General features: G+C 71.8%; 18 protein-coding genes. 5 read left to right on the plus strand and 13 right to left on the minus strand.

What is annotated here, in order from left to right:
* Positions 1-138: 138 nt before the first annotated feature.
* Positions 139-744, plus strand: coding sequence for a hypothetical protein (locus tag V1634_RS15930; RefSeq protein WP_331208593.1), 606 nt, complete (start codon positions 139-141; stop codon positions 742-744).
* 122 nt (positions 745-866) lie between these two features.
* Here V1634_RS15930 and arfA read toward each other — a convergent pair whose 3' ends face one another.
* The 10 genes from arfA to V1634_RS15980 form a co-directional block, all read right to left on the minus strand.
* Positions 867-2,375: an arabinosylfuranosidase ArfA gene (gene arfA / locus V1634_RS15935; protein WP_331208594.1), complete on the minus strand. Its 1,509-nt coding sequence runs from the start codon at positions 2,373-2,375 to the stop codon at positions 867-869.
* A 33-nt stretch (positions 2,376-2,408) separates the two neighbouring features.
* Complete coding sequence (locus tag V1634_RS15940) at positions 2,409-3,308, minus strand: carbohydrate ABC transporter permease (RefSeq protein WP_331208595.1); 900 nt, start codon at positions 3,306-3,308, stop codon at positions 2,409-2,411.
* 2 nt (positions 3,309-3,310) lie between these two features.
* Positions 3,311-4,255, minus strand: a complete 945-nt coding sequence (locus V1634_RS15945; protein WP_331208596.1) for a carbohydrate ABC transporter permease — start codon at positions 4,253-4,255, stop codon at positions 3,311-3,313.
* A gap of 25 nt (positions 4,256-4,280) precedes the next feature.
* Positions 4,281-5,639, minus strand: a complete 1,359-nt coding sequence (locus tag V1634_RS15950) for an extracellular solute-binding protein (protein ID WP_331208597.1) — start codon at positions 5,637-5,639, stop codon at positions 4,281-4,283.
* 313 nt (positions 5,640-5,952) lie between these two features.
* Complete coding sequence (locus V1634_RS15955) at positions 5,953-7,791, minus strand: ABC transporter ATP-binding protein (RefSeq protein ID WP_331208598.1); 1,839 nt, start codon at positions 7,789-7,791, stop codon at positions 5,953-5,955.
* A gap of 127 nt (positions 7,792-7,918) precedes the next feature.
* Complete coding sequence (locus tag V1634_RS15960) at positions 7,919-9,613, minus strand: ABC transporter ATP-binding protein (RefSeq protein WP_331208599.1); 1,695 nt, start codon at positions 9,611-9,613, stop codon at positions 7,919-7,921.
* 90 nt (positions 9,614-9,703) lie between these two features.
* The gene (locus V1634_RS15965) at positions 9,704-10,645 is read right to left on the minus strand and encodes a hypothetical protein (protein WP_331208600.1); all 942 of its coding nucleotides are present in this window, start codon (positions 10,643-10,645) and stop codon (positions 9,704-9,706) included.
* Positions 10,646-10,786: 141 nt separating this feature from the next.
* Positions 10,787-12,226, minus strand: a complete 1,440-nt coding sequence (locus V1634_RS15970) for a M28 family peptidase (RefSeq protein WP_331208601.1) — start codon at positions 12,224-12,226, stop codon at positions 10,787-10,789.
* Positions 12,227-12,379: 153 nt separating this feature from the next.
* Entirely contained in the window at positions 12,380-12,736 is a 357-nt protein-coding gene (locus V1634_RS15975; protein WP_331208602.1) for a hypothetical protein, read from the minus strand.
* A 95-nt stretch (positions 12,737-12,831) separates the two neighbouring features.
* A complete protein-coding gene (locus tag V1634_RS15980; protein WP_331208603.1) occupies positions 12,832-13,815 on the minus strand; it encodes an LLM class flavin-dependent oxidoreductase in 984 nt (327 codons plus the stop codon).
* 318 nt (positions 13,816-14,133) lie between these two features.
* Here V1634_RS15980 and V1634_RS15985 point away from each other — a divergent pair, with 318 nt between their 5' ends.
* Positions 14,134-15,177: a LacI family DNA-binding transcriptional regulator gene (locus tag V1634_RS15985; protein WP_331208604.1), complete on the plus strand. Its 1,044-nt coding sequence runs from the start codon at positions 14,134-14,136 to the stop codon at positions 15,175-15,177.
* Between the two features lie 83 nt (positions 15,178-15,260).
* Positions 15,261-15,857: a nucleotidyltransferase domain-containing protein gene (locus V1634_RS15990; RefSeq protein ID WP_331208605.1), complete on the plus strand. Its 597-nt coding sequence runs from the start codon at positions 15,261-15,263 to the stop codon at positions 15,855-15,857.
* A gap of 98 nt (positions 15,858-15,955) precedes the next feature.
* Here V1634_RS15990 and V1634_RS15995 read toward each other — a convergent pair whose 3' ends face one another.
* The gene (locus V1634_RS15995; protein WP_407951795.1) at positions 15,956-17,338 is read right to left on the minus strand and encodes an endo-1,4-beta-xylanase; all 1,383 of its coding nucleotides are present in this window, start codon (positions 17,336-17,338) and stop codon (positions 15,956-15,958) included.
* A 327-nt stretch (positions 17,339-17,665) separates the two neighbouring features.
* Positions 17,666-18,868: a low temperature requirement protein A gene (locus tag V1634_RS16000; protein ID WP_331208606.1), complete on the minus strand. Its 1,203-nt coding sequence runs from the start codon at positions 18,866-18,868 to the stop codon at positions 17,666-17,668.
* Positions 18,869-19,167: 299 nt separating this feature from the next.
* Here V1634_RS16000 and V1634_RS16005 point away from each other — a divergent pair, with 299 nt between their 5' ends.
* Positions 19,168-19,335: a hypothetical protein gene (locus V1634_RS16005; RefSeq protein WP_165436734.1), complete on the plus strand. Its 168-nt coding sequence runs from the start codon at positions 19,168-19,170 to the stop codon at positions 19,333-19,335.
* Between the two features lie 124 nt (positions 19,336-19,459).
* On the opposite strand, the gene V1634_RS16010 is transcribed toward V1634_RS16005, so the two are convergent.
* Positions 19,460-20,584, minus strand: a complete 1,125-nt coding sequence (locus V1634_RS16010) for an acetate/propionate family kinase (RefSeq protein WP_331208607.1) — start codon at positions 20,582-20,584, stop codon at positions 19,460-19,462.
* A 326-nt stretch (positions 20,585-20,910) separates the two neighbouring features.
* Between V1634_RS16010 and V1634_RS16015 the strand changes: the two genes are divergently transcribed.
* Entirely contained in the window at positions 20,911-21,840 is a 930-nt protein-coding gene (locus tag V1634_RS16015; protein ID WP_331208608.1) for a hypothetical protein, read from the plus strand.
* Positions 21,841-21,928 lie beyond the last annotated feature (88 nt).

Consider the following 21,928-nt stretch of genomic DNA (forward strand, 5'->3'; position numbering starts at 1 on the left):
ACGGATGTTCCTTCCACGCTCCTTGCACGCTCCTTGCACGACGTTTGTCGATACTGACAAGGCAGAGGCAGCGCACTGCGGATCGACGGAAGTCGAGAGGGCAGCCTGCGCTCTTCGACCGAATTCAAGGGAGGTGCTATGAAGAATCTCCGATCGGCCCTGCTGGCGCTAGGATTCAGCCTGGTGCTTATGCTCGGCCTCGCGACCCCATCGGCCGCCATCGCAGACAGTCCCGGCCCTGCGGGCGGCAATTCAGTCGCCGCCGATCAGTGGTGCCAGGACTGGTTCGACGCATTCACGTACGGCGTGGCCTGTCACGACTTTGCCCTGGACTACCGCGCGCGGGCACTCTGCGCGAACGGAGCGACCGCGCTGGGGCCGTGGAAGCGGTCGGGCTGGTCGTACGCCTACTGCTCCACCTACGGCTCCTTTTTGCAGAGCTTCAGGGTGGAGACAAGAGGCAGGAGTCCACTTGCGTCCGCATCCGCATCGTCCACCCTGGTGAGGACTACCACGATGACCGGGGCCACGGCGGCCGCGATCCCCTGTCAAAGCTGGTGGGATGTGAACACCTTCGGCCTGGCTTGTGCAAACAACCCCGCTCACAACGGTTACCGCGCGGGCGCGGAGTGTGTGAACGATCAGACGGTTTATGGTCCCTGGAGGAACAACTGGGCGTGGTCATACGCCTACTGCTCAAGTGTCGGCTCGTCAATCCGGTACAACATTCGAGACTTCAGGTGATGGATCAGCCGGGCTGACGGGCATAGGTGCCCTTACTGTGTCGGATCGGCAATGGGAACTACCCAAACTATGCAACCTGTGGCGTCGGCGGCCCGTCCCCGGGCCACCGACGCCACCCCGCTTCAGCCGGCGGCGGTCAACCGGATCATGTTCCAGGAAAGTGCCGGCAGGACCACGCTGACCCGTCCGCCCTCGACCTTGAGGTCGGCGAGCCGGCTCGGCGTCACCCGCTCGGGCGCCTCCGCGCTGTTCGTCGCCTCCGGGTCCGTGTCGGTCAGCACCACATGCTCCCCGGCGACGAGGCCGGAACAGGCCCGCAGGTCGACGTCGAGGGCGAGCGGTTCCCGCTGGTCGCGGTTCACCGCGAACAGCGTGACCGCGCCGGACTCGTCGTCCCGGACGGCGGTCGCGGTGACCGTCGACACCTCGCCGTGCCGGGCGGTGTCGTGCTGCGGCCCGGTCGGCTCGACCCGGAGCACGGTACCGCGACCGTGCCGGGAGGTGAGCGCGAACGGGTGGTACGTCGGCTGCACCCAGGCCGGGCCGCCCGGCTCGCTGCGGATCGGCGCGATGACGTTGACGAGCTGCGCCAGACAAGCGATCTTGACTCGGTCGGCCTGCCGGAGCAGCGAGATCAGCAGATCGCCGACGACCACCGCGTCGACCACCGAGTAGACGTCCTCGATCAGCCGGGGCGCCTCCGCCCAGTCGAGCTTTTCCTCACCGACGAACCGGCTCTGGTACCAGACGTTCCACTCGTCGACCGAGAGGTTGATCCGCTTGCGGTGCTTGCCGACCGCCCGGACGTGGTCGCAGGTGGCCACCACCGACTCCATGAACCGGTCCAGGTCGACCGCGCTGGCCAGGAAGCTGTCCCGGTCGCCGTCGTGCTCCTGGTAGTAGCTGTGTACCGAGACGTAGTCGACCAGGTCGTAGGTCTCCTCCAGTACGGTCGCCTCCCAACTGCCGAAGGTCGGCATCCCGCTGCCGGAGCTGCCGCAGGCGACGAGTTCGATCGAGGGGTCGACCCGGCGCATCGCCTGTGCGGTCTGCGCCGCCAGCCGGCCGTACTCCCGGGCCGTGGCGAACCCGGTCTGCCACGGGCCGTCCATCTCGTTGCCGAGACACCACAACTTGATGTCGTACGGGTCGGGGCTGCCGTGCTGCCGCCGCAGGTCGGACCAGTACGTCCCGCCCGGATGGTTGGTGTATTCCAGCAGGTTCCGGGCGGCGTCCACCCCCCGGGTACCGAGGTTGACCGCCATCATCGGCTCACTCCCGACCCGGCGGGTCCAGCCGACGAACTCGTCGACCCCGACCTCGTTCGTCTCGATGGAGCGCCAGGCCAGGTCGAGCCGGCGGGGCCGGGACTCGCGCGGGCCGATGCCGTCCTCCCAGTTGTAGCCCGAGACGAAGTTGCCGCCCGGATAGCGCAGTACGGGGACGCCGAGCTGGCGGACCAGCTCGGCCACGTCCCGGCGGAACCCGTGCTCGTCGGCGGTCGGATGTCCCGGCTCGTAGATCCCGGTGTAGACGCAGCGCCCGAGGTGCTCCACGAACGAGCCGTAGACCCTCGGGTCGACCTCGGCGATCCGGAACGCGGGATCGATGGTCAACGCGGCCTGGTGCACAAAACCTCCAACGGTCGATCTTCGGTACGGTGTTCAGCCTTTCAGACCGGTGCCGGCGATGCCCTCGACGATCCGGCGCTGGAAGAGCAGGAAGACCAGGACCAGCGGCAGCGCGCCGAGGACCGCCGACGCCATCGTGTCCGCGTAGCGGATGCCGTAGGTGCCCTGGATGGCAGCGAGGCCGACCGGGATGGTCATCAGCTCCGGGTCGGTGACGGCGAGCAGCGGCCAGAGCAGGTTGTTCCAGCTCCAGACGAAGGTGAAGATCGTCACGGCGGAGACCGCGGGCCGGGACAGCGGCATGACGACCCGACGGTACGTCCGGAAGAAGCCGGCGCCGTCCATCCGGGCGGCCTCGTCGAGGTCCCGGGGGATCCCGTCGAAGAACTGCTTGAAGATGAAGATCGCGATGGCGGTGGGAATCTGCGGCAGGAACACCGCCCACCAGGTGTTCAGCAGGTGCACGCTGCCGAGTTCCCGGAACTGCGGCACGATCAGCACCTGGCTCGGGATCAGGAGGCCGCAGAGCACGAACCAGTAGACGAGCCGGCGGTACCGGAACCGCAGCCGGGACAGCGCGTACGCCGCCATGCTCGCGGTGAGTACCGTACCGGCGGCGGCCAGGGTCGAGGTGACGAAGCTGGAGAGGTACCAGCTGAGGATGTCGCTCTGCGTCAGCACCGTGTGGTAGGCGGCCAGCGTCGGGTTCTCGATCCACCAGGTCGGGTCGGTGGTCTCCCCGTTCGGTTTCAGCGAGGTGTCCACCGCCCAGGCCAGCGGTACCAGCCAGAGCAGTGCGAACGCGACCAGGATTCCGACGCAGCAGCGGTTGAAGAGCCTGAGTCGCCGGTCGACCGAGTTGGCCAGGGCCGCGCTACCCGCGTCGGTGCGGCGGTCCCGGTCGGTGTCGCGGGTCGATTCGAGCAGCGTCATCCTCACACCCCCGATTCCTGGCGGCGGGTCATGACCAGCCAGACCGTGGAGACCGCCAGTACCAGCAGGAAGAACAGGGTGGACGCGGCGGCGGCGTAGCCGGTCCGGTAGTCGGTGAAGCCGACCTCGTAGACGTACTGGAGCGCCGAGCGGGTGCTGAAGTTCGGGCCGCCGCTGGTCATCAGGTACATCTGGTCGAAGACCTTCAGCGAGGCGATCACCTGGAGCACCACCACCAGCGTGGTGGTGCGGGCCAGCAGCGGCAGGGTGATCCGGCGGATCTGCTGCCACGGCCCGGCGCCGTCGATCGCGGACGCCTCGTAGAGGTCCCGGGGTACGTCCTGGAGGCCGGCGAGGTAGAGCACGAAGTTGAAGCCGAGCGTCCACCAGACGGTGGTGATCGCCAGCGAGACCATCGCCCAGGAGGGGTCGCCGAGCCAGTTCGGCGCGGTGAAGCCGAGCGCGTCGACGGTCCGGCTGAACAGGCCGAGTTCCGGCGTGTACATCCACAGCCAGATCAACGCCACCACGGCGGAGGGCAGCACGTACGGCAGGAAGAAGGCCAGCCGGAAGAACCAGCGTCCCCGGCGGGCGCGCTCGGCCAGCAGCGCGAAGACCAGGGCCAGCAGGACCAGCGGCGGGGTGGTCAGCAGGGTGAACCAGGCGGTGTGCCAGAGCGCCCACCAGAAGTCGGGACTGCTCAGCGCCTCGGCGTAGTTGTGCAGGCCGGCGAAGTCGCCGAGCCCGGGTCGGACCAGGCTCGTGTGGAAGAAGCTCATCACCAGCCCGTAGAGCGCGGGGCCGATGATGAAGAGCAGGTAGAGCACGAGGAACGGGGCCAGGAAGAGCAGCGCCGGCCGGCCGTGCCCGGGCCGCTGCTCGGCGATCGGCGGTGGCGAGCCGGATCCGGTATCCGTCCGGTCGGGGGCGTGGGTGGTGGTGGCCACGGCATACCTCCTCGATGAGGTCAGGTCACACCGGTGACGGGGTCTGGGCGAGGACGGAGAGCTGCGTGCGGATCTGCGCGATCGCGGCCTGGGGGCTGAGCTGCCCGCCCTCCACCGCACCGACCGCCGAGCCGATCACGTTCTCGAAGTTGGAGCCGGAGCCGGAGTACCAGGCGGGCGGGTCGTAGACGGCGGTGTCCGCCGCCGCCGCGTAGCTCGACTGTGGACTGAGCTGGCGGTAGGCGTCGCTCTCGGCGAACGGCAGCCAGGTCGGGACGTGTCCGCCCTCCGCCCAGGTGAGGCTCTGGTCGAGAACGAACCGGACGAAGTGCAGCGCCCGGTCCAGCCGGGCCCGGTCGGAGTCGGGGCGGGCCGGCAGGACGAGGGTGTGCGAATCGGCCTGTACGGCGTGCGGCCCACCGAAGATGTTGGGCACCAGCGTCATCCCGAACGGCATCTTGGCGGTCTGGAAGGTGCTGATCTCCCATTCGCCGTTCAGGTGGAAGCCGACCTGCCCGGTGGCGAACATCGCGATCGCGCCCGGGTAGTCGGCGCCGCCCGGAATCAGCCCCTGTTCGACGGTGAGGGCGCGCAGGTAGTCGAGCACCCGGCCCGCCTTGGCGTCGTCGAGCACCACCCGGGCGCCGTCGTCGGCCAGGATCTCGCCTTCGAGCTGGGAGTAGAGGGTCTGGAAGAACCGGAACGGCGACGCCGGGTCGGAGTTGATGCCGTGCGTGGCGGCGTACCCGCCGGTCACCTGCTTGACCCGGGTGAGCGCGTCGACGAATGCCGCCTCGCCGACGATCGGTTTGAGCTGGCCGTCGGAGTCGAGCAGTCCGGCCTGCTGGCAGATGTCGGTGTTGTAGAAGAGGACGAACGGGTGGGTGTCCAGCGGGACCGCGTACGCCCGGCCGTCGACCAGCCCGGCCTGCCAGGCCCGCTGGTTGAACTTCTCCGGCGCCATGCCGTGCCGGGCCAGGTCCTCGGGGTGCAATTCCTGGAGCAGTCCCGCGTCGACCAGGGTTTTCATCCGGGTGAGGTGCGAGATGGCCACGTCCGGCGGCTCCTCCCCGACGGTGGCCAGGGAGAGCTTGGTGTAGTACGGGTCGCCCCAGGCCAGCGTGATGGCCTTGAGCGGGATGTCGGGGTTCGCCCGGCGGTAGGCGTCCTGGATCTGCTGCATCCGGACGCCGTCCCCGCCACCGAAGAGATTCCAGTACTCGACGGCGCCCGGCGCCGCGTCGGTCTTCAGCAGTCCCGCGCCGACCGGGGTGGCGCAGCCGGCGAGGGTCGCGGCGCCGGCACCGGCGAGCGCGCCGAGCAGTACGCCGCGCCGGCTCAGTGCCGGCCCCGGGGACCGGGGGACGGGTGGCGGACCTTGCATGGTTCCCCTCCTGACCGGAGTAGTCGATGAACCGTTTCAGGCACCAATCCGGGGCTCCGGTGAGTACGGCGACACGACGCCGTACCGGTGGTCGCCTACCGGAGCGGCCGATGTTAGCGATCACACTGGTGCAGATTGTTGCCGGTCGTATGGGTGTCGTCAATCGTTGCTCGCCGTTTTCCTGCGCAGAACCGGCGCGGTCGGCCCTCGGCGCCCAGCCGGCGGACAGGCCCGGGGCGGGGTCACCTGACCCGGTGGCTTCCTATCGTTTCAACCGGTACCCGGCGCCGAGCCAGCCCTCGGGTGCCGGGTCTCAGCCGTCGGTGCTGGGCGCCGACTCCGGTTGCCGCTGCCCCGGCACCGGCTCCGGCCGGGGCGTCTCCCGGGTGCCGGTCCAGGCCGCCCAGAGCGCCGCGTACCGTCCGCCGGCCGCGACGAGTTCGTCGTGGGTACCGGTCTCCGCCACCCGACCGGCGTCCAGCACGATGATCCGGTCCGCGGCGGCGGCCTGGGTCAGCCGGTGTGCCACCACCAGTCCGGTACGCCCATCCAGCGCCCGCGCCGCCGCCGTCTCCAACTGCCGGGCGCCCGCGCTGCCGGCCTCGGCGGTCGCCTCGTCCAGGATCGCCACCGGCGGCGCGGCGAGTACCAGCCGGGCCAGGGCCAACTGCTGCGCCTGTGCCGCCGTCAACCGGTGCCCGCCGTCGCCGACCACCGTCGCCAGCCCGTCCGGCAGCGCACGTACCCAGCCCAGCGCGTCGACCCGGTCCAGCGCGGCGAGCAGTTCCTCGTCGGTGGCGTCCGGCCCGGCCAGCCGCAGGTCCTCGGCGAGCGGCCCGGCGAAGACGTGCACCTCCTGGCTGACCAGCGCCACGGTCCGCCCGGCCACGACGCCGAGATCCTCGATCGGTACCCCACCGAGCCGGATGCCGCCACCGCTGGGCCGGTGGATCCCGGCGATCAACTTGGCCAGCGTGGTCTTGCCGGCACCGCTCGTCCCGACCAGGGCGACCCGTTCGTTCGGCGCCACGGTCAACGTCACGTCGTGCAGTACGTCGTGCCCCGGCACGTACGCGTGCCGCAACTCCTTCGCCTCGACGCCGCCGTCCACCGGCACGGGCCGGTGTTCCGGCTGCCGCCGCACCGGCAACCCGGTGACGCCGACCAGCCGGACCAGGCTGGCGACGGCCGACTGCGCGTCGTCGACCAGGCTCAGCGCGGCGTTGAGCGGGCCGAAGAGGTTGTGGAAGTAGAGGGCGGCGGCGGAGGCCGTACCGACCGACACCGCGTCCGCGCGCACCAGCAGGAAGCCGGTCACCAGCACGGCGGTGAGTCCGACGAACTCGGCCAGGTTGAGCCGCCCGAAGAACCGGGTCATCAGCCGGATTCCGCGCAGCGTCAGCTCCACCGCCGCGACGGAACTGCCGGAGACCCGGTGCAGGTGCGGCTCGGTGAGCCGGAACGCGCGCACCGTCCGGGCACCTCCGACCGTGTCGAGCAACTGCTGCTGCTGGGCGCCGTGCGCCACCCGCTGGCTGGCGTAGAGCGGCTGGGCCCGGCGGGCGTACCACCGGGCGGTGTGCAGCTGGATCGGCACCGCGAGCAGCGCGGCGAGCAGGAACCGCCAATCGAGGACGGCGAGCCCGACCAGGGTCAGGACGATGGTCAGGCCGGAGCGGGCGAGCTGCGGCAGCGCGGTCCGGACCGCCTCGGCGATCACGGTCACGTCCCCGGTGACCCGCGCGGTCAGGTCACCCGACCCGGCCCGCTCGACCTGCTCCAGCGGCAGGTCCAGTACCCGGTCGATGAACCTTTCCCGCAGGTCCGCGAGCATTCCCTCGCCCAGCCGGGCGACCTGGGACAGGCCCAGCGCCAGCGAGACGCCCTGGACGACCGCGACCAGCCCGAGCAGCACCGTCGGGGTGGTGATCGCGGCGGGCGGCCGCCCCTCGACGACCAGGTCCACGATGTACCCGAGCAGCGGCGCGGTGAGCAGCCCGACCGCGGTCGAGCCGACGAGCAGGCCGAGGGCGCGGCCGGCGAGCCAGCGGCGCGGCCGCAGCAACGCGGCCAGGGTCTCCCGGACCTGCCGCCCGGTCGCGGTCGGCAGCAGCTCACGGACCGGCTGGTCGGCGCCGCCGAACTCGCTCATCGGGGAACTCCTCGCGTCCTGGTTCCCCGGCCGCCGTCGACGTGCGGGGAAGGCTCCCGGATCTCCCGGTCGGCGTCCAGTCCGGCGTCGATCCTCGGGGGAGGCTGCCGGATTCCGCGGCCGGTGGTCACCGCAGCACCGACGACCGATAGGTGGCGTCCCGCCGGACCAGGTCGGAATGGCTGCCCTCGGCCCGCACCGCGCCGTCGTCGAGCAGCACCACCCGGTCGGTGACGGCGAGCAGCGCCGGACTGGTCGTCACCAGCACCGTGGTCCGGCCCTGCCGGAGTTCCCGCAGACCGACCGCGATCCGGGCCTCGGTGGCCGCGTCGACCGCGGTGGTCGGATCGTGCAGGACCAGCACCGGAGGCCCGGCGGCGAGCGCCCGGGCCAGGGCCACCCGCTGGCGCTGCCCGCCGGAGAGCGACCGTCCGCGTTCGGTCAACAGCGTGTCGATCCCCTGCGGCAGCGTCCGGGCCACCTCGTCCACGTCGGCGGCGGCCAGCGCCCGGCGTACGTCGGTGCCGGCGCTCGTCGCCGCGTCGACGTTCTCCCGCAGGGTCCCCTCGAACAGGTCGGCGTCGTGCGGGGCGACCAGGATCGCGGCGCGCAGCCGCTCGGGGTCCAGGGTGTGCAGCCCGACGCCGTCCAGCTCGACGCTGCCGCCCTCCGGGTCCACGTCGCGGCCGAGGCAGCGCAGCAAATCGTCGGCGACGGCCGGATCGGTCGCCACGACACCGACCAGTTCACCCGCGCCGACGTGCAGGCTGACCCCGTCCAGCGCGCCGTGCCGGACGTCCCGCACGTCGAGGCGACCGCGTACCGGGGTGGCGGGGGAGCCGCCTCCGGTGGGCGTCGCCGGTGCCGCGCCGAGCACCGAGGCGATCCGGTCGGCAGAGGCACGACCCTGGGCGAACTCGGCGTTCACCCAGCCGAAGATGGAGAGCGGTCCGAGCAGGAAGAGCGCCAGGCCGACGGCGGCGACGAGTTGCCCGACGGTCAGGTCGCCCTGCGCCGCCAGCCGGCCGCCGAGCAGGCCGACGGCGGCGACGAAGAGCCCGGTGATGATGAGCAGGGTGCCGTCGTACCAGGCCTGGGCCTGGGCCGCCCGGACCGTGGCAGCCAGCGACTCCCGGCTGGTCCGCCGGTAGCGCTGGGCGGCGGCCGGGGACGCGCCGAGACCCTTGAGCACGCGCAGGCCGGCGACGAGGTCGGCGGCCACCCCGGAGGCGTACGCCGCCCGCTCCTGCTCGGCGTGGCTGCGCCGCTCCAGCGGGCGGCCGAGTCGATGGGCCAGCCAGAGCAGCAGCGGTGCGCCGACCAGCACCAACAGTCCGAGCGGCACCGAGACCACCAGCAGGGCGACGCCGCCGACCAGCAGGCCGGTGGAGGCCCCGATCGCGGTGGCCAGGGCCCGGTTCACCGCACCGACCCGGTCGGCGTCTCCGGTGGCGGTGGCGACCAGGGCACCGGGCAGCCGACCCGTCTCCGCCCCGCCCCGATGGTCCAGGATCCGCCGGGTGAGCGAGAGCCGGAGCTGGTGTGCGGCCTGCTCGACGGCGCGTTCACCGGTACGGGCGCTGAACCGGAAGCTCGTCGACAGCACCGCGAAGCACACGGCCAGTACGCCGATCCAGCCGATCAGGTCGACCGCCCCGCCCCGGCCGACGGCCCGGTCGATGACGACTCCGATCAGCACCGGTACGAGTGCCTCGCCGGCCTGGTGACTGGCGCTGAGCCCGGCGCTGGCCAGTACGTGCCGGAGCTGGCCGGTGATCGCGCCGGTCAGCACGGTACGTGCCGTGGGACTGCCGGTCGGCACGCGCGGGCTCCCTCGCTGGTCGAACTGAAGGTTAGGCTAACCTACCATCGCGGCAGGTCGGTCCCGGCAGCCCTGCCGGGACCGACCGCCCTACGCCAGGAAGATGATCGTGATCCCGGCGACCACGTCGATGATCCCGCACCATTCGGAGAAGGCGCGCGGAACCACCCGGTTGGCCCGGTGGTGGGCGTAGTCCCAGACCGAGTGGGCCAGCCAGCCGAATCCGACCAGGTAGTGGCCCAGATCGTCCGGCACCATCAGGGCGGCACCGATCAGGAGCAGATAGCCGGCCAGTCCGGCGAGTTGCACCGCGAGGATGCGCCGGTCGCCGAACTCCCGGCGTACCGCGCCGATCCCCAGGTAGGCGAGGGGGAGGATCAGCATCACCCAGGCATCCAGGACCAGTGGGTTCGTCCAGTTGTCGATGGTCATCACCAGGGCCAGCCAGGTCGGCCAGCGCCGCTTCAGCAACCCGACCACCCGGCCGGCCCCACTGTCCGGGGCGGTGCCGGCCGAGGTCGGGTGACCGCCGACCGGATGCGCACCGCTGTACTCGGCCACCCGGCGGAGCATCACGAGCAGCATCGCCGGAAGCATCAGCACGTGACCGGCCGTCATCAGGAACTCCCCGTTCACCGCCCCGAGCCAGTACGGCGGAAGGAAGAGCAGGAACGGCAGGTACATCGCCGCGCCCATCTCGGCGACCGGAGCCCAGCCGTGTCCGCGGTAACGCATCCAGATGGTCATCGCCAGCGTCATGTTGGTGGCCATCACCAGCGCGCCGACGTCGGGGCGGTCGAGCACGCGGGTCAGGTCGAGCCCGGTGGCGGCGTCGACGGCGGTGGCCAGCACCTCCCACACCGGGCCGAAGAGGAACATCCCGACGACCATCGCGACGGTCATCTCGGCGAAGTGCCGCAGGAAGTGCCGGACGGGGCGGTGCCGGGGCGTACCGGAGGCGCGGGGGCGGGTCTGCGGTACGCCGGCGGATTCGGTGTTCCGGACCGTGGTGTCCGGGGTCGTGGCTGTCATGGCTCAAGGCTGTCGGCGTTGCCGGTCGACCGGCAGGCGCGCGCCACACGGTTCGACCATGCGGATCGCATGGCTGGACCGTGCGGCGCGGCCGGCAGCCGGGAACGCCGGCCCGGTCCTCGACCCGGGCCGGCGGCTCGGTCAGGGGCGCCGGGCGGTGGCGTACGCGGCGGTGCCGATCAGCTCCAGCGACACCTGGAGCCGGGACAGGCTGATGTTTTTCTCGATGGTGTCCTCCGGGCTGTGGTACGGCGGCTCCAGCAGCGCCGGAGACTCCTCGCCCCGCCAGGAGAAGTTGGCGCTGGCGATGCCGACCTCCTGGAACGACTGGTGGTCGCTGGAACCGCGCTGGGTGACCGGGGAGATCCGGGGCTGGTAGCCGAGCCGGGTCGCTGCGGCGGCCACCTCGTCGGTGGCCCGGTTCGCCAGGCCGTCGAAGGAGAGCAGCCAGTACCGGGTCGCCGGGTCCCAGCTCGTCGCCACCATGTCGTTCTGGTAGACGGCGACGATCCGGTCCCGCTCGGCCTGCGGCAGTTGGGCGACGTAGTAGCGGGAGCCGAGCAGCCCCTGCTCCTCCGAGCCCCACAGTCCGAATCGGACGGTCGCGTCGACGGGCAGGCTGCGCAGCACCCGGGCCAGTTCGAGGCAGAGCACCGTACCCGAGCCGTCGTCGTTGGCGCCCGGTGCGCCGATCACGGTGTCGTAGTGCGCGGTCACCATCACCACCGGGCTGTTCTGGCCACCCCACCTGGGCGCCCGCTCGGCGAGCACGTTGTGCGAGGTGAGACCCCGGTGCGCCGAGGTGGCGACGGTCAGGGTCAGCGAACGGGCGGCGAGCCGCTCCCGCAGCCGGTGCTTCTGCGCCTGGGCGACGCCGACCACCGGGATCGGCACCGGCGAGCTGGCCGAGCCGGGCAGGGTGGGCGAGAAGGCCTGCGCGCGGCGCGGCTCCGCGAGGTCGGCCGGCAGGAAGACCACCGCCGCCACCCGCTTGGCCACGGCGGTGGCGACCAGGGCCTCGCGCTGCGCGGCGACGTAGTCGACGAGGACGACCTTGCCGGCGACGTCCGCCGGGTAGTTTTCCGGTGCGCCGGCGCCGACGTCCACCACCCGGCCGGTGACCCGGGTGTCGAGGGCGGCGTGTGGCGACGCCCCGACCTGCCAGTTGAGGTCGTCGGGCAGGCCGGGACGGGAGCTGAGCTGGCCGAGGAACTTGTCGGCGACGGTGAACGGCTGAAGGGTCGTCCGGTAGCCGAGGTCGTCGAGTTCGTCGGCGAGGTATTTCGCGGCGGTCCGCTCGGAGGAGGTGCCGCCGATGCGTGGGCCGATCCGCTCGGAGAGATGCCGTAGGTGGTGCAGCGCCCGCCTGGCCGAGACGCGGCCGGCGACCAGCCGGTCGTGCACGCCCAGGCTCGGTGGACGGACCGCACCCGGACGCTGGTCGGTCACCGCCCAGGCCGGGCTGGCGGTGGCGAGGGCGGCCGCACCGCCCAGACCGAGCGCGAGCGCCCGGCGTCGGCTGACCGCGAACTTCTCCGGAGCCTCGGCCTCGGCGGCGGGGGATTCAGGGCGGCTCTCCAATGTGGTCCTCCTGGTTGCGCCGGTCCGGGCCGACATCACCGGCGTGCGGACCGCGGGGATTGTCACCGTCGAAAGAACGTGGTCGCGGTGCGGGAACACGGGGTTACGGTGCAGTGAATGTAGCCCTGCCCGGCGACCGAATTCAAGATCGATTTACCGGGCACCGGTCTCCGGGTCGGCCGGGGCCGGCTCGGCGGGGCAGGCGGGCGCGTCCAGGTAGGAGTGCAGGAGTTCCGGCGGGGCGCCGGCTTCGAGCAGCAGGTCGACGGCGTTGATCGCATACCAGTTGTCGGCGACGGCGTGCATGGCGGCGGCCTGGGCGAGCAGGTCGGGATCGGCGGCGAGATCGGCGAGCTCGGCAAGGGCGGTGGCCCGGACCAACCCCTCGCGATAGCCGCCGGCATAGTCCGCGGCGATCCGGTGCACCCGGGCGAGGACGAGTCGGCGGTCGGTGGGCTGCTGGGCGGCGAGGCGGGCGCGGCCGCCGGCCTGGTCTCGGCTGTCGTACACCTCGATATTCTATCGTACAAGTGTTCGAATCGTGTGCCCGGGGTGGCGGTGTCGGCCGTCGTCCACAGTGGTAGCCGTCCGGGTTGATTCGCAGCTCAGCCGCGTTGGCGCAGCCGTTCGGCGAGTCCGGCGAAGCGTTCGAGTGCGGCGGTGCCGTCGGTGGCGGCCACCTGTAGGGCGAGCACGTCCGGGCGGAGCCGGTCGATCACCAGTTGGCAGAAATCCAGGAGTTGCCGGGGCTCGCCGACCCGCCGATACCGGGCGAGGATCGCCGCCGGGCCGAGCCGGTCGGCCCGCTGGCGCAACCGGGTCGGGCTCGCCGCCACCAGCCGGCCGGGCGTACGCAGCCCGCGCCACGGCCGCAGCGCCCGCAGTGCCTCGTCGTCGCTGTCGGCGACTACCACAAAGCTGCTCAGCACCACCCTCGGTGGCGTACGCCCGGCGGCCGAGGCTGCCGCCCGGGCCACGTCCACCACCTCCCGGCCGGTCCGTTCGGGGTCCTTGACCGAGCTGACCACCCCGTCGGCGAGCCGACCGGCGGTGGCCGCCGAGCGGGGACCGGCCGCCGCCAGGTGCACCGGTACGCCGGTCGACGGCGGACTGTGCAGCCGGATCGAGGAGACCGGATAGTACGCCGCGTCCGGCTGTTCGACGGTCTCGCCGGCCAGCAGCGGCCGGAGCAGCCCGAGCGCCTCCGTCATCCGGGCCAGCCGCTCGGGGTACGGCGGAAACCGGCCCAGCGGTGCCTCGTTGATGCCCTCCCCGGTGCCGACCCCGAGTTCGAACCGGCCGCCGGAGAGCCGGTCGAGGGTGGCCGCGGCCTGCGCCACCAGCACCGGATGCTGGCGGAACAGCGGGCAGGCCACCGCCGAGACCAGCGTGGCGCTCCGGGTCGCCGTGGCGACGGCGCCCAGCGTGGCCCAGCCGTGGCCGGCCGCACCGGCGTCGTCCACCCAGGGCTGGAGATGGTCGGAGACGAGTATCGCGTCGAAGCCGGCCTGTTCGGCCCGGCGGGCCTGGGCCACCAGCAGCTCGGGCTGCCACTCCTCGTGACCGAGGAACCAACCGAACCGCGTCACCGGGCTCCTCCGCTCTGGGTGGTGCCGTCTCGGGCTCCGACGACGCCGCTCCGGCCGTCCGACGAGCGGACCGCTCCGGGGCCGCTGCCGCTCGGCGAGCCGACCGTGCCGGCGGCGGCACCGACGGGCAGACGGTCGAACCGGTGGCGGGACGGACCAGACGGCCGGGGCCGAAAGCCGGCCAGAAACCATATCATCATCGATGTAACAACCTCGTCGAGTGGCGCCTCGGCGTGGCGCACCGGCCAGGCACGGGTCCGTTCGGCACCCGCCTACCCTGGATCCACCGTCGATCAACGCAAGTCCCGGGAGCAGATCATGAGATCTCAGCGCCGCGACCTCGGCAGGCCCACGTTGAGCGAGGTCGCGGCCCGAGCGGGCGTCGGGCGCGGCACCGCCTCGCGGGTGGTGAACAACTCCTCGCAGGTCAGCCCGACGGTCCGGGCCGCGGTGTGGGCGGCGGTCCGGGAGCTGGGGTACGTGCCGAACCGTGCCGCCCGGGCCCTGGTCACCCAGCGGACCGACTCGGTCGCGCTGGTCATCTCGGAGTCCGGCGAGCGGGCGTTCGGTGAACCGTTCTTCGCCGGCATCGCCCGGGGGGTCAGCGCCGGACTCGCCGACACCCCGCTGCAGCTGTGGCTGTCCTGGATCCAGTCGCCGGGCGGGCGGGAGAAGATGGAGCACCAGCTCACCGACCAGCACGTCGACGGGGTGATGCTGATCTCGCTGCACGACGCGGATCCGCTGCCGGGACTGCTGATGGAGCGGGGCCTGCCGACCGTCCTCGGTGGACGGCCGGCCCGGATGCTGGGGCTGGGCGCGCAGCCGGCGTACTTCGTCGACGTGGACAACGCGGGCGGCGCCCGGCAGGCGGTCGAGTACCTGATCGGGATCGGCCGGCGGACGGTCGCCACGGTCGCCGGGCCGCAGGACATGGGCGCCGGGGTGACTCGGCTGGTCGGCTACCGCGAGGCGCTCGCCGCACACGGCCGGCCGGCGTCCGAGGACCTGATCGACTACGGCGACTTCAGCGCGAACAGCGGCATCGAGGCGATGCGCCGGCTGCTGGCCCGGCGCGGCGACATCGACGCGGTCTTCGCCGCCTCGGACCTGATGGCGTTGGGGGCCATGCAGGCGCTGCACGAGGCCGGCCGGCGCATCCCGGCGGACGTGGCGGTGGTCGGGTACGAGGACTCGTCGCTCGCGCTGCACGCCAATCCACCGCTGACCTCGGTGCACCAACCGGTGATCACGATGGGGACGGAGATGGCCCGGCTGCTGGTCGCGCAGATCCGGGGTGACGAGATCCCCTCACCGGCAGTCTTCCTGGACACCCACCTGGTCCGCCGGCAGTCGGCCTGAGTCCGGCGCCGACGGTCCGGGCCGGGCATCGGGACCTGAGTCACCGGTTCCGGCCGGCGTACCGGGTCGGCTACCGTCGGTCGGTGATTCCGGACCTCGATGCCTGGGACCCGTGGCCGCCGTCGGTGGTCGCCGAACGGCTGGCCGGGCTCGACCTGCCCTGGTGCGTGGCGGCCGGCTGGGCGATCGACCTGTTCCGGGGCGCACCCTCCCGGCGGCACGACGACCTGGAGATCGCCGTCCCGGCCCAGCGGTTCGACGAGGTACGGGAGCGCCTCGGCGATTGTGACTTCGCCGTACCGCACGACGGGCGGCTCCTGCCACCGACGCCGGAGTCGATGCGGACCAGCCATCAGACGTGGGCGTACGAGCGGGCCGTCGGACGGTGGCGGCTGGACGTGTTCCGGGAGCCGCACGACAGGGACGTCTGGATCTGCCGGCGCGACGCACGGATCCGCCGCCCGTACGCCGACATCGTCCGGCACGACCCGGACGGCGTTCCGTACCTGCTGCCGGAGGTGGTGCTGCTGTTCAAGGCGAAGGCCACCCGGGCGAAGGACGAGGCGGACTTCGGCACCGCGCTGCCGCTGCTGGACGGCGCTGCGCGACGCTGGCTCGACGACGCGCTGGCGCTGGTGCACCCGGCCCACCCGTGGCGGGCCCGACTGACCACCGACTGACCGCTGCCACCGGGCCCGGCGGGCGCCGCGGCCGAACGACGCCGCCGGCCACGCGGTGCGGGACACCACGCGGCCGGCGGGGGAACCGGGTTACCCGGTCAGCCGGCGGTGCAGGACCTGACCTGTGGTCGGGCGCTGGAGTTGCCGTTCATCATGGTGGTGAAGCCGAAGCTGTTGCCGCTGCCGTTGGAGCGCATCGTCAGTACGGTGTTGTTGCTGCTCAGGCTGGCGCTGCCGCTCCAGGTGCTGCTGATCGACTGTGGTGAGGTGACGGCGACGACCACGGTCCAGTTGCTGGCGCCGCTGACCGTCACCGTGGTGTTGTAGCGGTCGCCCCAGACCGTACCGGCCGTGGTCGACGTGGTGCAGCCGCCGCTGCCCGGGGGTGGGGTGGTGGGGTTGCCGCCGGGCGGCGGGGTCGTCGGGTTGCCGCCGGGGCTGCCGTTGTTCAGCGCGGTGAGTACGGCGTCGTACGCCGGCTTCTTCTGTCCGCTGCCGTTGAACAGCAGCGGGCTCTCCCCGGACCGCCACGAGTCCGAGTCGCGGATGCCCCAGACCGTGATTCCCTTGCAGCGGGCCACCGCGAGACAGTCGTTGGTCACGTTGCGGTACGCGTCGGCGGGTGCGTTGCGGATGTCCAGCTCGGTGATGTGCACGTCGACGCCGAGGGCGGCGAAGCTGGACAGTGTGGTGCGGTAGTTGCTCGGGTAGTTCGAGCCGCCGGTGAAGTGCGACTGGAGGCCGACGCAGTCGATCGGTACGCCCCGGGACTTGAAGTCCTGGACCATCCGGTAGACGGCCTGGGTCTTGGCGTCGTTCCAGTTGTCGATGTTGTAGTCGTTGTAGCAGAGCTGCGCGTTCGGGTCGGCGGCGTCGGCGGCCCGGAAGGCGGCCTCGATCCAGTCGTTGCCGGTGCGCTGGAGGTTGGAGTCGCGCCGGGCTCCGCTGCTGCCGTCCGCGAACGCCTCGTTCACCACGTCCCACCAGGCGATCTGGCCCCGGAAGTGGGTGGCGACCTGGGTGACGTGGTTGAGCATGGCCTGCCGCAGCGTGCTGCCGGACATGTTCTGCATCCAGCCGGGCTGCTGGGAGTGCCAGGCCAGGGTGTGGCCGCGCACCTGCATGCCCCGGCTGCGGGCGTGCTGCACGATCCGGTCCGCGTTGCCGTACGAGAACTGGCCCTGCTGCGGCTCGGTCGCGTCGATCTTCATTTCGTTCTCGGGTGTGACCTGGTTGAACTCGCGGTTCAGAATGGTGGTGTACGCGCTGTCGCCCAGCCTGCTCGCCGCCACGGCGGTGCCGAAGTAGCGGCCGCCTCGCTCGGCGGCGGAGGCACCCAGGGTGCTCGCCGCACTGGCGGTGTTGGGCAGCGCGATGGCACCGGCGGTGGCGAGCATGCCCACGGCGCCGAGGACGAGCGCGAGTCGGGTCCGGTACCGCGGTTTCGGACCCCTGGCGCCGTCGGTGGAACTCCTGATCATCTCTGCCCCTTCTGGCGGGATTGCCGGACGGGCGCATGGTGGTGGTCCGTCCGGGCGTCACGGTGCGGGAACGGTCGAGGGTCACCCTGATCCGCCAGCGTCGATCGCGGACGGGCGGCGTGGCGCCAATCGACCCTAATGGATGGATAGTGTTGCATCACCGCCGTCGGGGGTCAACGCTTCCGGAACACTTTCGGTGCGCGTCGTCAGCTCTGCTGTCACCAAAACTCCGTCGCTGACCAGTTACGCCGGCGCTCTCGCCCCGGGTGGAGCGACGGTGGGTCCGGGCGACCGCGGCTCACGTCGGGGCGCGGAGTTCCGGAACTTTCACCGGGTCGGCTCCTCGGCCGGCGGAACCGGCGGGAATCGACCGCGCCGGGCCACCAGCAGAGTGCTGCGGGCCGCCGCGGTCGCCACCACCCCGGTCGAGAGGGCGGAGAGCGCCAGCGGGCTCAGCACCAACCCGAGTGGGCCGAGCGCGACGAGCACGACGACGGCGCCGAGATGGGTCCGGGAGCGTACGCCGAGGACCGCGTTCTTGAACAGCAGGAACCCGGCGAGGAAGAGCACCGGGCCGCCGAGTACGGCACTGGTCACCGCCGGACCGGCCGCACCGTTCGGGTGGTGCAGCACGAGGTCGTCCCCGACCGCGGTGACGATGACGCCGGCCACCATCGGGATGTGCAGATAGGTGTACGCCGACCGGCCGAGCCGGCCCGGTTCCTCGGCCTCGACGAGCACCTGCCGGGCGGCCTCGGCGCTGCGGTCGAAGTAGATCCACCACAGCGCCACGCTGCCCAGGAAGGCGCTGGCCAGCGCGGCGAGGGTCGTCCAACCGTGTCCCAGGGCGCCGAAGACGGTGCCGGTGACCAGGATGGACTCGCCGAGCGCGATGATCACGAAGAGTCGGGCCCGCTCGGCCAGGTGCGCTCCGTTGATGGCCCACTCCGCCGGATTCGACCGACCCCACCCGGGCACGTAGAAGCCGCAGGCGGCCGCGGAGCTGTCCAGGGCCACCGCTGCCACCCACAGGCCCAGCCGGAGCGGGCCGGAGGCGAACCCGCCGGCCAGCCAGAGCGGTGCGGAGGCGGCCCGCCAGACGGCCAGGCGCTGGAAGTTGCGGTGCAGGTCCGAGCGGGCGGCCAGGGCAGTGGCGACGAAGAGCGAGCGGCCCACCGACAGGGCCACGTACGCCACGGCGAACCAGAGCCCACGGTCCCCGTACGCCTCGGGCAGCGCGGAGGACATCACCAGGCTGATCCCCATCAGCGCGATCAGCAGCACCCGTACCCGGGGCTGGTCCGGGTCGAACCAGTTGGTGATCCAGGCGGTGTCCACCCAGGCCCACCAGACGGCGAGCAGCAGCACCGCGGCCCCGGCCGCGCCGGTCGGGTGCAACCGGTGCAGCAACAGCTCGGTCAACTGGGTCACGGCCAGCACGTAGACCACGTCGAAGAAGAGTTCGATGGTGGTGACCCGGGAGTCCTCCGGCCCGCGCAGCACGTCCGGTCGCCCGCCAGGGCTGGTCACGCTGCCTCCACCCGGGGTCGGCCGGCCCGCCGTTACGGGCAGCAAGCGGATGATGAGGGATAATCACCACCTTATGCCGCTTGATGCTGTAATACTGCTGTATCCGGCTAGCGGCGTGATCCGGATGGGTGGCGCGCGGTCGCCGGACCCGACCGGGGGCGCCGGGTCGGCCCGGCGGGGTCGTTTGCGGGCCGGTCCGGACGGGGATGCGAAGCACTCGATCGCCGGAGTGCGCCAGCTCTCGTGACACCGAGACTTCCGAGGTCGTACGAGACGGGGGATGCCCCAGCGGAGGAGACATGCCGGTACTTGCCAAGAAGGTCCTCACCTGGCTGTTCGTGGGTTTCCTGATCTTCTTCATCGCGTTCCGGCCGGACGGCGCCGCCGAGCTGGTCGAGACGATCGGGGCGGTGCTGATGGCGATCGCCCAGGGGATCGGCGACTTCCTGACCCGACTGATGGCCTGACCGGCCCTCCGGTGGGCGGAGCCCTCGATCCACCGGGACGTGGCCGCCAACCGGCGGGAACTCCGCTGGATGGTTCGCCCCCGCGTCCGCGTCTCGGCGCGGCTGCTCCGGGGCCGGGCCGGGGTCAGCGCAGTGCGGCTAGGGTTTCGGCGGCGACCTGGAGGTCCTCCCGGGGCTCGACGACCAGCACCGGCACCTCGGCGCCCGGGGGCGAGACCACGGCGTCGGCCTCCCGGTTGCCGCCCTGCGGCGGCGTGACGCCGAGCAGGCCGAGCCCGGCGCAGATGTCGTGCCGCACCTCGGGCTGGTCCCAGCCGATCTCGCCGGTGAAGACCAGGGCGTCCAGCCGGTCCAGGCTGGTGGCGGCGGCGGCCAGTTCCCGGCGTACCCGGTGGGCGTAGACCTCGAGCGCCAGGGCCGCGACCGGGTTGTCCGGGGCGGCGGCGACCAGATCGCGGGTGTCGGAGGAGAGGCCGCCGGAGAGACCGAGCAGCCCGGATTGCGAGTTGAGCCCCTCGGACAGCTCGGTCAGGCTGAGCCGGTCGTCGCCGAGCAGCCAGAGCAGCATGCCCGGGTCGACCGCCCCGGAGCGTTTCGACATCGGGATGCCGTCCAGCGGGGTGAAACCCATCGAGGTGTCGACGCTGCGGCCGTCCCGGACCGCGCAGACCGAGGCGCCGCCGCCGAGGTGGGCCAGCAGGAGCTGGAGGCCGTCGACGGGCCGGCCGAGCAGTTCGGCGCAGCGGCGCAGGGCGTAGGCGTACGACAGGCCGTGGAAGCCGTACCGGCGCAGCCCCCACCGGCGGCGCCACTGGTCGGGCAGTGGATAGGTCGCGGCGGCCGCCGGTAGGTGGGCGTGGAAGGCGGTGTCCGGGCAGAGCACGTGCGGCACCTCGGGGAGCTGTTCGGCGATCCGGTCCAGCAGGTGCAGTGCGGGCGGCAGGTGCAGCGGGGCCAGCGTGGCCAGCCCGTCGAGTTGGGTCCGGAGCGTGTCGTCCACCCGGGTCGGGGTGCGGACCAGGTCGCCGCCGTGCACCAGCCGGTGGCCGACGGCGTCGGGCGGCGGGTGGGCGGCGAGGAAGTCGCGTACCGCCCGGTCCGCCTCGGTCGATCCCGGCGGCTCGGGTCGGGCCAGGCCGTCGGCGACCTCGCCGGCCCGGACGTAGTCGAGCCGGAGGCTGGCGGAGCCCGCGTTGGCGGTCAGTACGACCGGCGGGTGCGGTGGCGGCCCGCTTTTTCCGGTCGGCATCCGTGCCTCCTCCGCCCCGTCCGGTCGCCGGTGTCCACCGGTTACCCAACCCGCCGGTGTCCACGCCCGAGGCACCTGCCGGTACGCCCTTTCCGAAACTGTTTCGAGAACCTTTTCGGAACAACCGCGAAGATCAAACGCTGCTCCCAGCGATCCTTCCGGCTTGGCGTTACGTCCTCGTAATATGCGCAACACCTTGCCGAAAACCTTTTCGTACGCCATCGTGTGCTGAACGCCGAAACCCACCACCCCGCCGATCCCTTCCGGCGGACCCGGCGCCAAGAAATTGATCATCATCAATCCCTTGAGCGAAGGAGGAACCGAAGATGAGGCGATGGTGGCAGGCCCTGGTGCCACTGCTCACGGCGGTCATGCTGGTGAGCGGCGTCGGGGTCGCACAGGCCGCGCCGGCCGGAGATCCGGCCCGGGACGCGAGCGCCGGCGCGTTCGACACCGCACCCTTGGCCGACGGGGCGGCGAACCGCGAGGGGACCGGCCCGACCGTCCTGGACACCTGGAATCCGCCGGCCAACCTGGTCACCCCGCTGGACCAGGTCTGGCGGCACCAGGAGCAGACCTACAACAACGGCAACCTGTACGGGTTCCGCAACTACGGCTGGGACCAGCTCTTCGCCAACCGGGGCTACATCAACTACTGCGTCCGCTGGGACTCCTCGGCCACCGTCACCGCCGCCCAGCGGGACCAGATCCACGCCACCCTGGCCCGGCAGTACAAGAAGTGGATGGACGTGATGGTCGGGCACAACGCCTTCCCGTACCAGGACGTCCCGGTCCGGGTGGTGGGCTGGGCGGTCCGCAACCGGTCCCAGTTGCAGTGGTCGGACAACTCGGTGGACATCTACGTCAACGACATCCGGGAGAACGCCCCGCAGTGCGCGGCCCCGTGTGGCCGGTTCTTCAACCAGAACGGCCAGTACCCGAACTGTCCCGGCGGCGCGGCCCGGCACTACGACCACTCGCTCTGGCTGACCGACGGCTTCGGCGGCGGTGCCGGCGGCGACTGGGGCCAGCGGATGGGCCGCGAGTACTACATGAACAACCTCAACACCGCGGACATGACCATCCTGCTGCACGAGATCGGCCATACCTACGGGCTGGACGACTTCTACGACTGGACCCCCACCGGAGTCAGCAGCTTCATCATGAAGGCCGGCAGCGCCCGGTCGATCACCGAGTTCGACCGCTGGATGTTCCGGGACTGGTGGCGGCACCTGAAGAGCCGCTACGGCTACTGAACCTGGTCGCTCGAACCCTCGGGTCGCCCCGCCCGCCCGCCCGGCGGCCCCCCCCCCCCGCGGGGGCCCAACAATCCCCCCCCCCCCC

This window comes from Plantactinospora veratri (assembly GCF_036421995.1).
GTDB classification, from domain to species: domain Bacteria; phylum Actinomycetota; class Actinomycetes; order Mycobacteriales; family Micromonosporaceae; genus Plantactinospora; species Plantactinospora veratri.

Coding starts and splice junctions, on each gene's coding strand:
- V1634_RS15930 (WP_331208593.1), top strand. CDS start 139: ATGAAGAATCTCCGATCGGCCCTGCTGGCGCTAGGATTCAGCCTGGTG.
- V1634_RS15940 (WP_331208595.1), bottom strand. CDS start 3,308: ATGACGCTGCTCGAATCGACCCGCGACACCGACCGGGACCGCCGCACC.
- V1634_RS15950 (WP_331208597.1), bottom strand. CDS start 5,639: ATGCAAGGTCCGCCACCCGTCCCCCGGTCCCCGGGGCCGGCACTGAGC.
- V1634_RS15955 (WP_331208598.1), bottom strand. CDS start 7,791: ATGAGCGAGTTCGGCGGCGCCGACCAGCCGGTCCGTGAGCTGCTGCCG.
- V1634_RS15965 (WP_331208600.1), bottom strand. CDS start 10,645: ATGACAGCCACGACCCCGGACACCACGGTCCGGAACACCGAATCCGCC.
- V1634_RS15985 (WP_331208604.1), top strand. CDS start 14,134: ATGAGATCTCAGCGCCGCGACCTCGGCAGGCCCACGTTGAGCGAGGTC.
- V1634_RS15995 (WP_407951795.1), bottom strand. CDS start 17,338: ATGATCAGGAGTTCCACCGACGGCGCCAGGGGTCCGAAACCGCGGTAC.
- V1634_RS16005 (WP_165436734.1), top strand. CDS start 19,168: ATGCCGGTACTTGCCAAGAAGGTCCTCACCTGGCTGTTCGTGGGTTTC.
- V1634_RS16010 (WP_331208607.1), bottom strand. CDS start 20,584: ATGCCGACCGGAAAAAGCGGGCCGCCACCGCACCCGCCGGTCGTACTG.
- V1634_RS16015 (WP_331208608.1), top strand. CDS start 20,911: ATGAGGCGATGGTGGCAGGCCCTGGTGCCACTGCTCACGGCGGTCATG.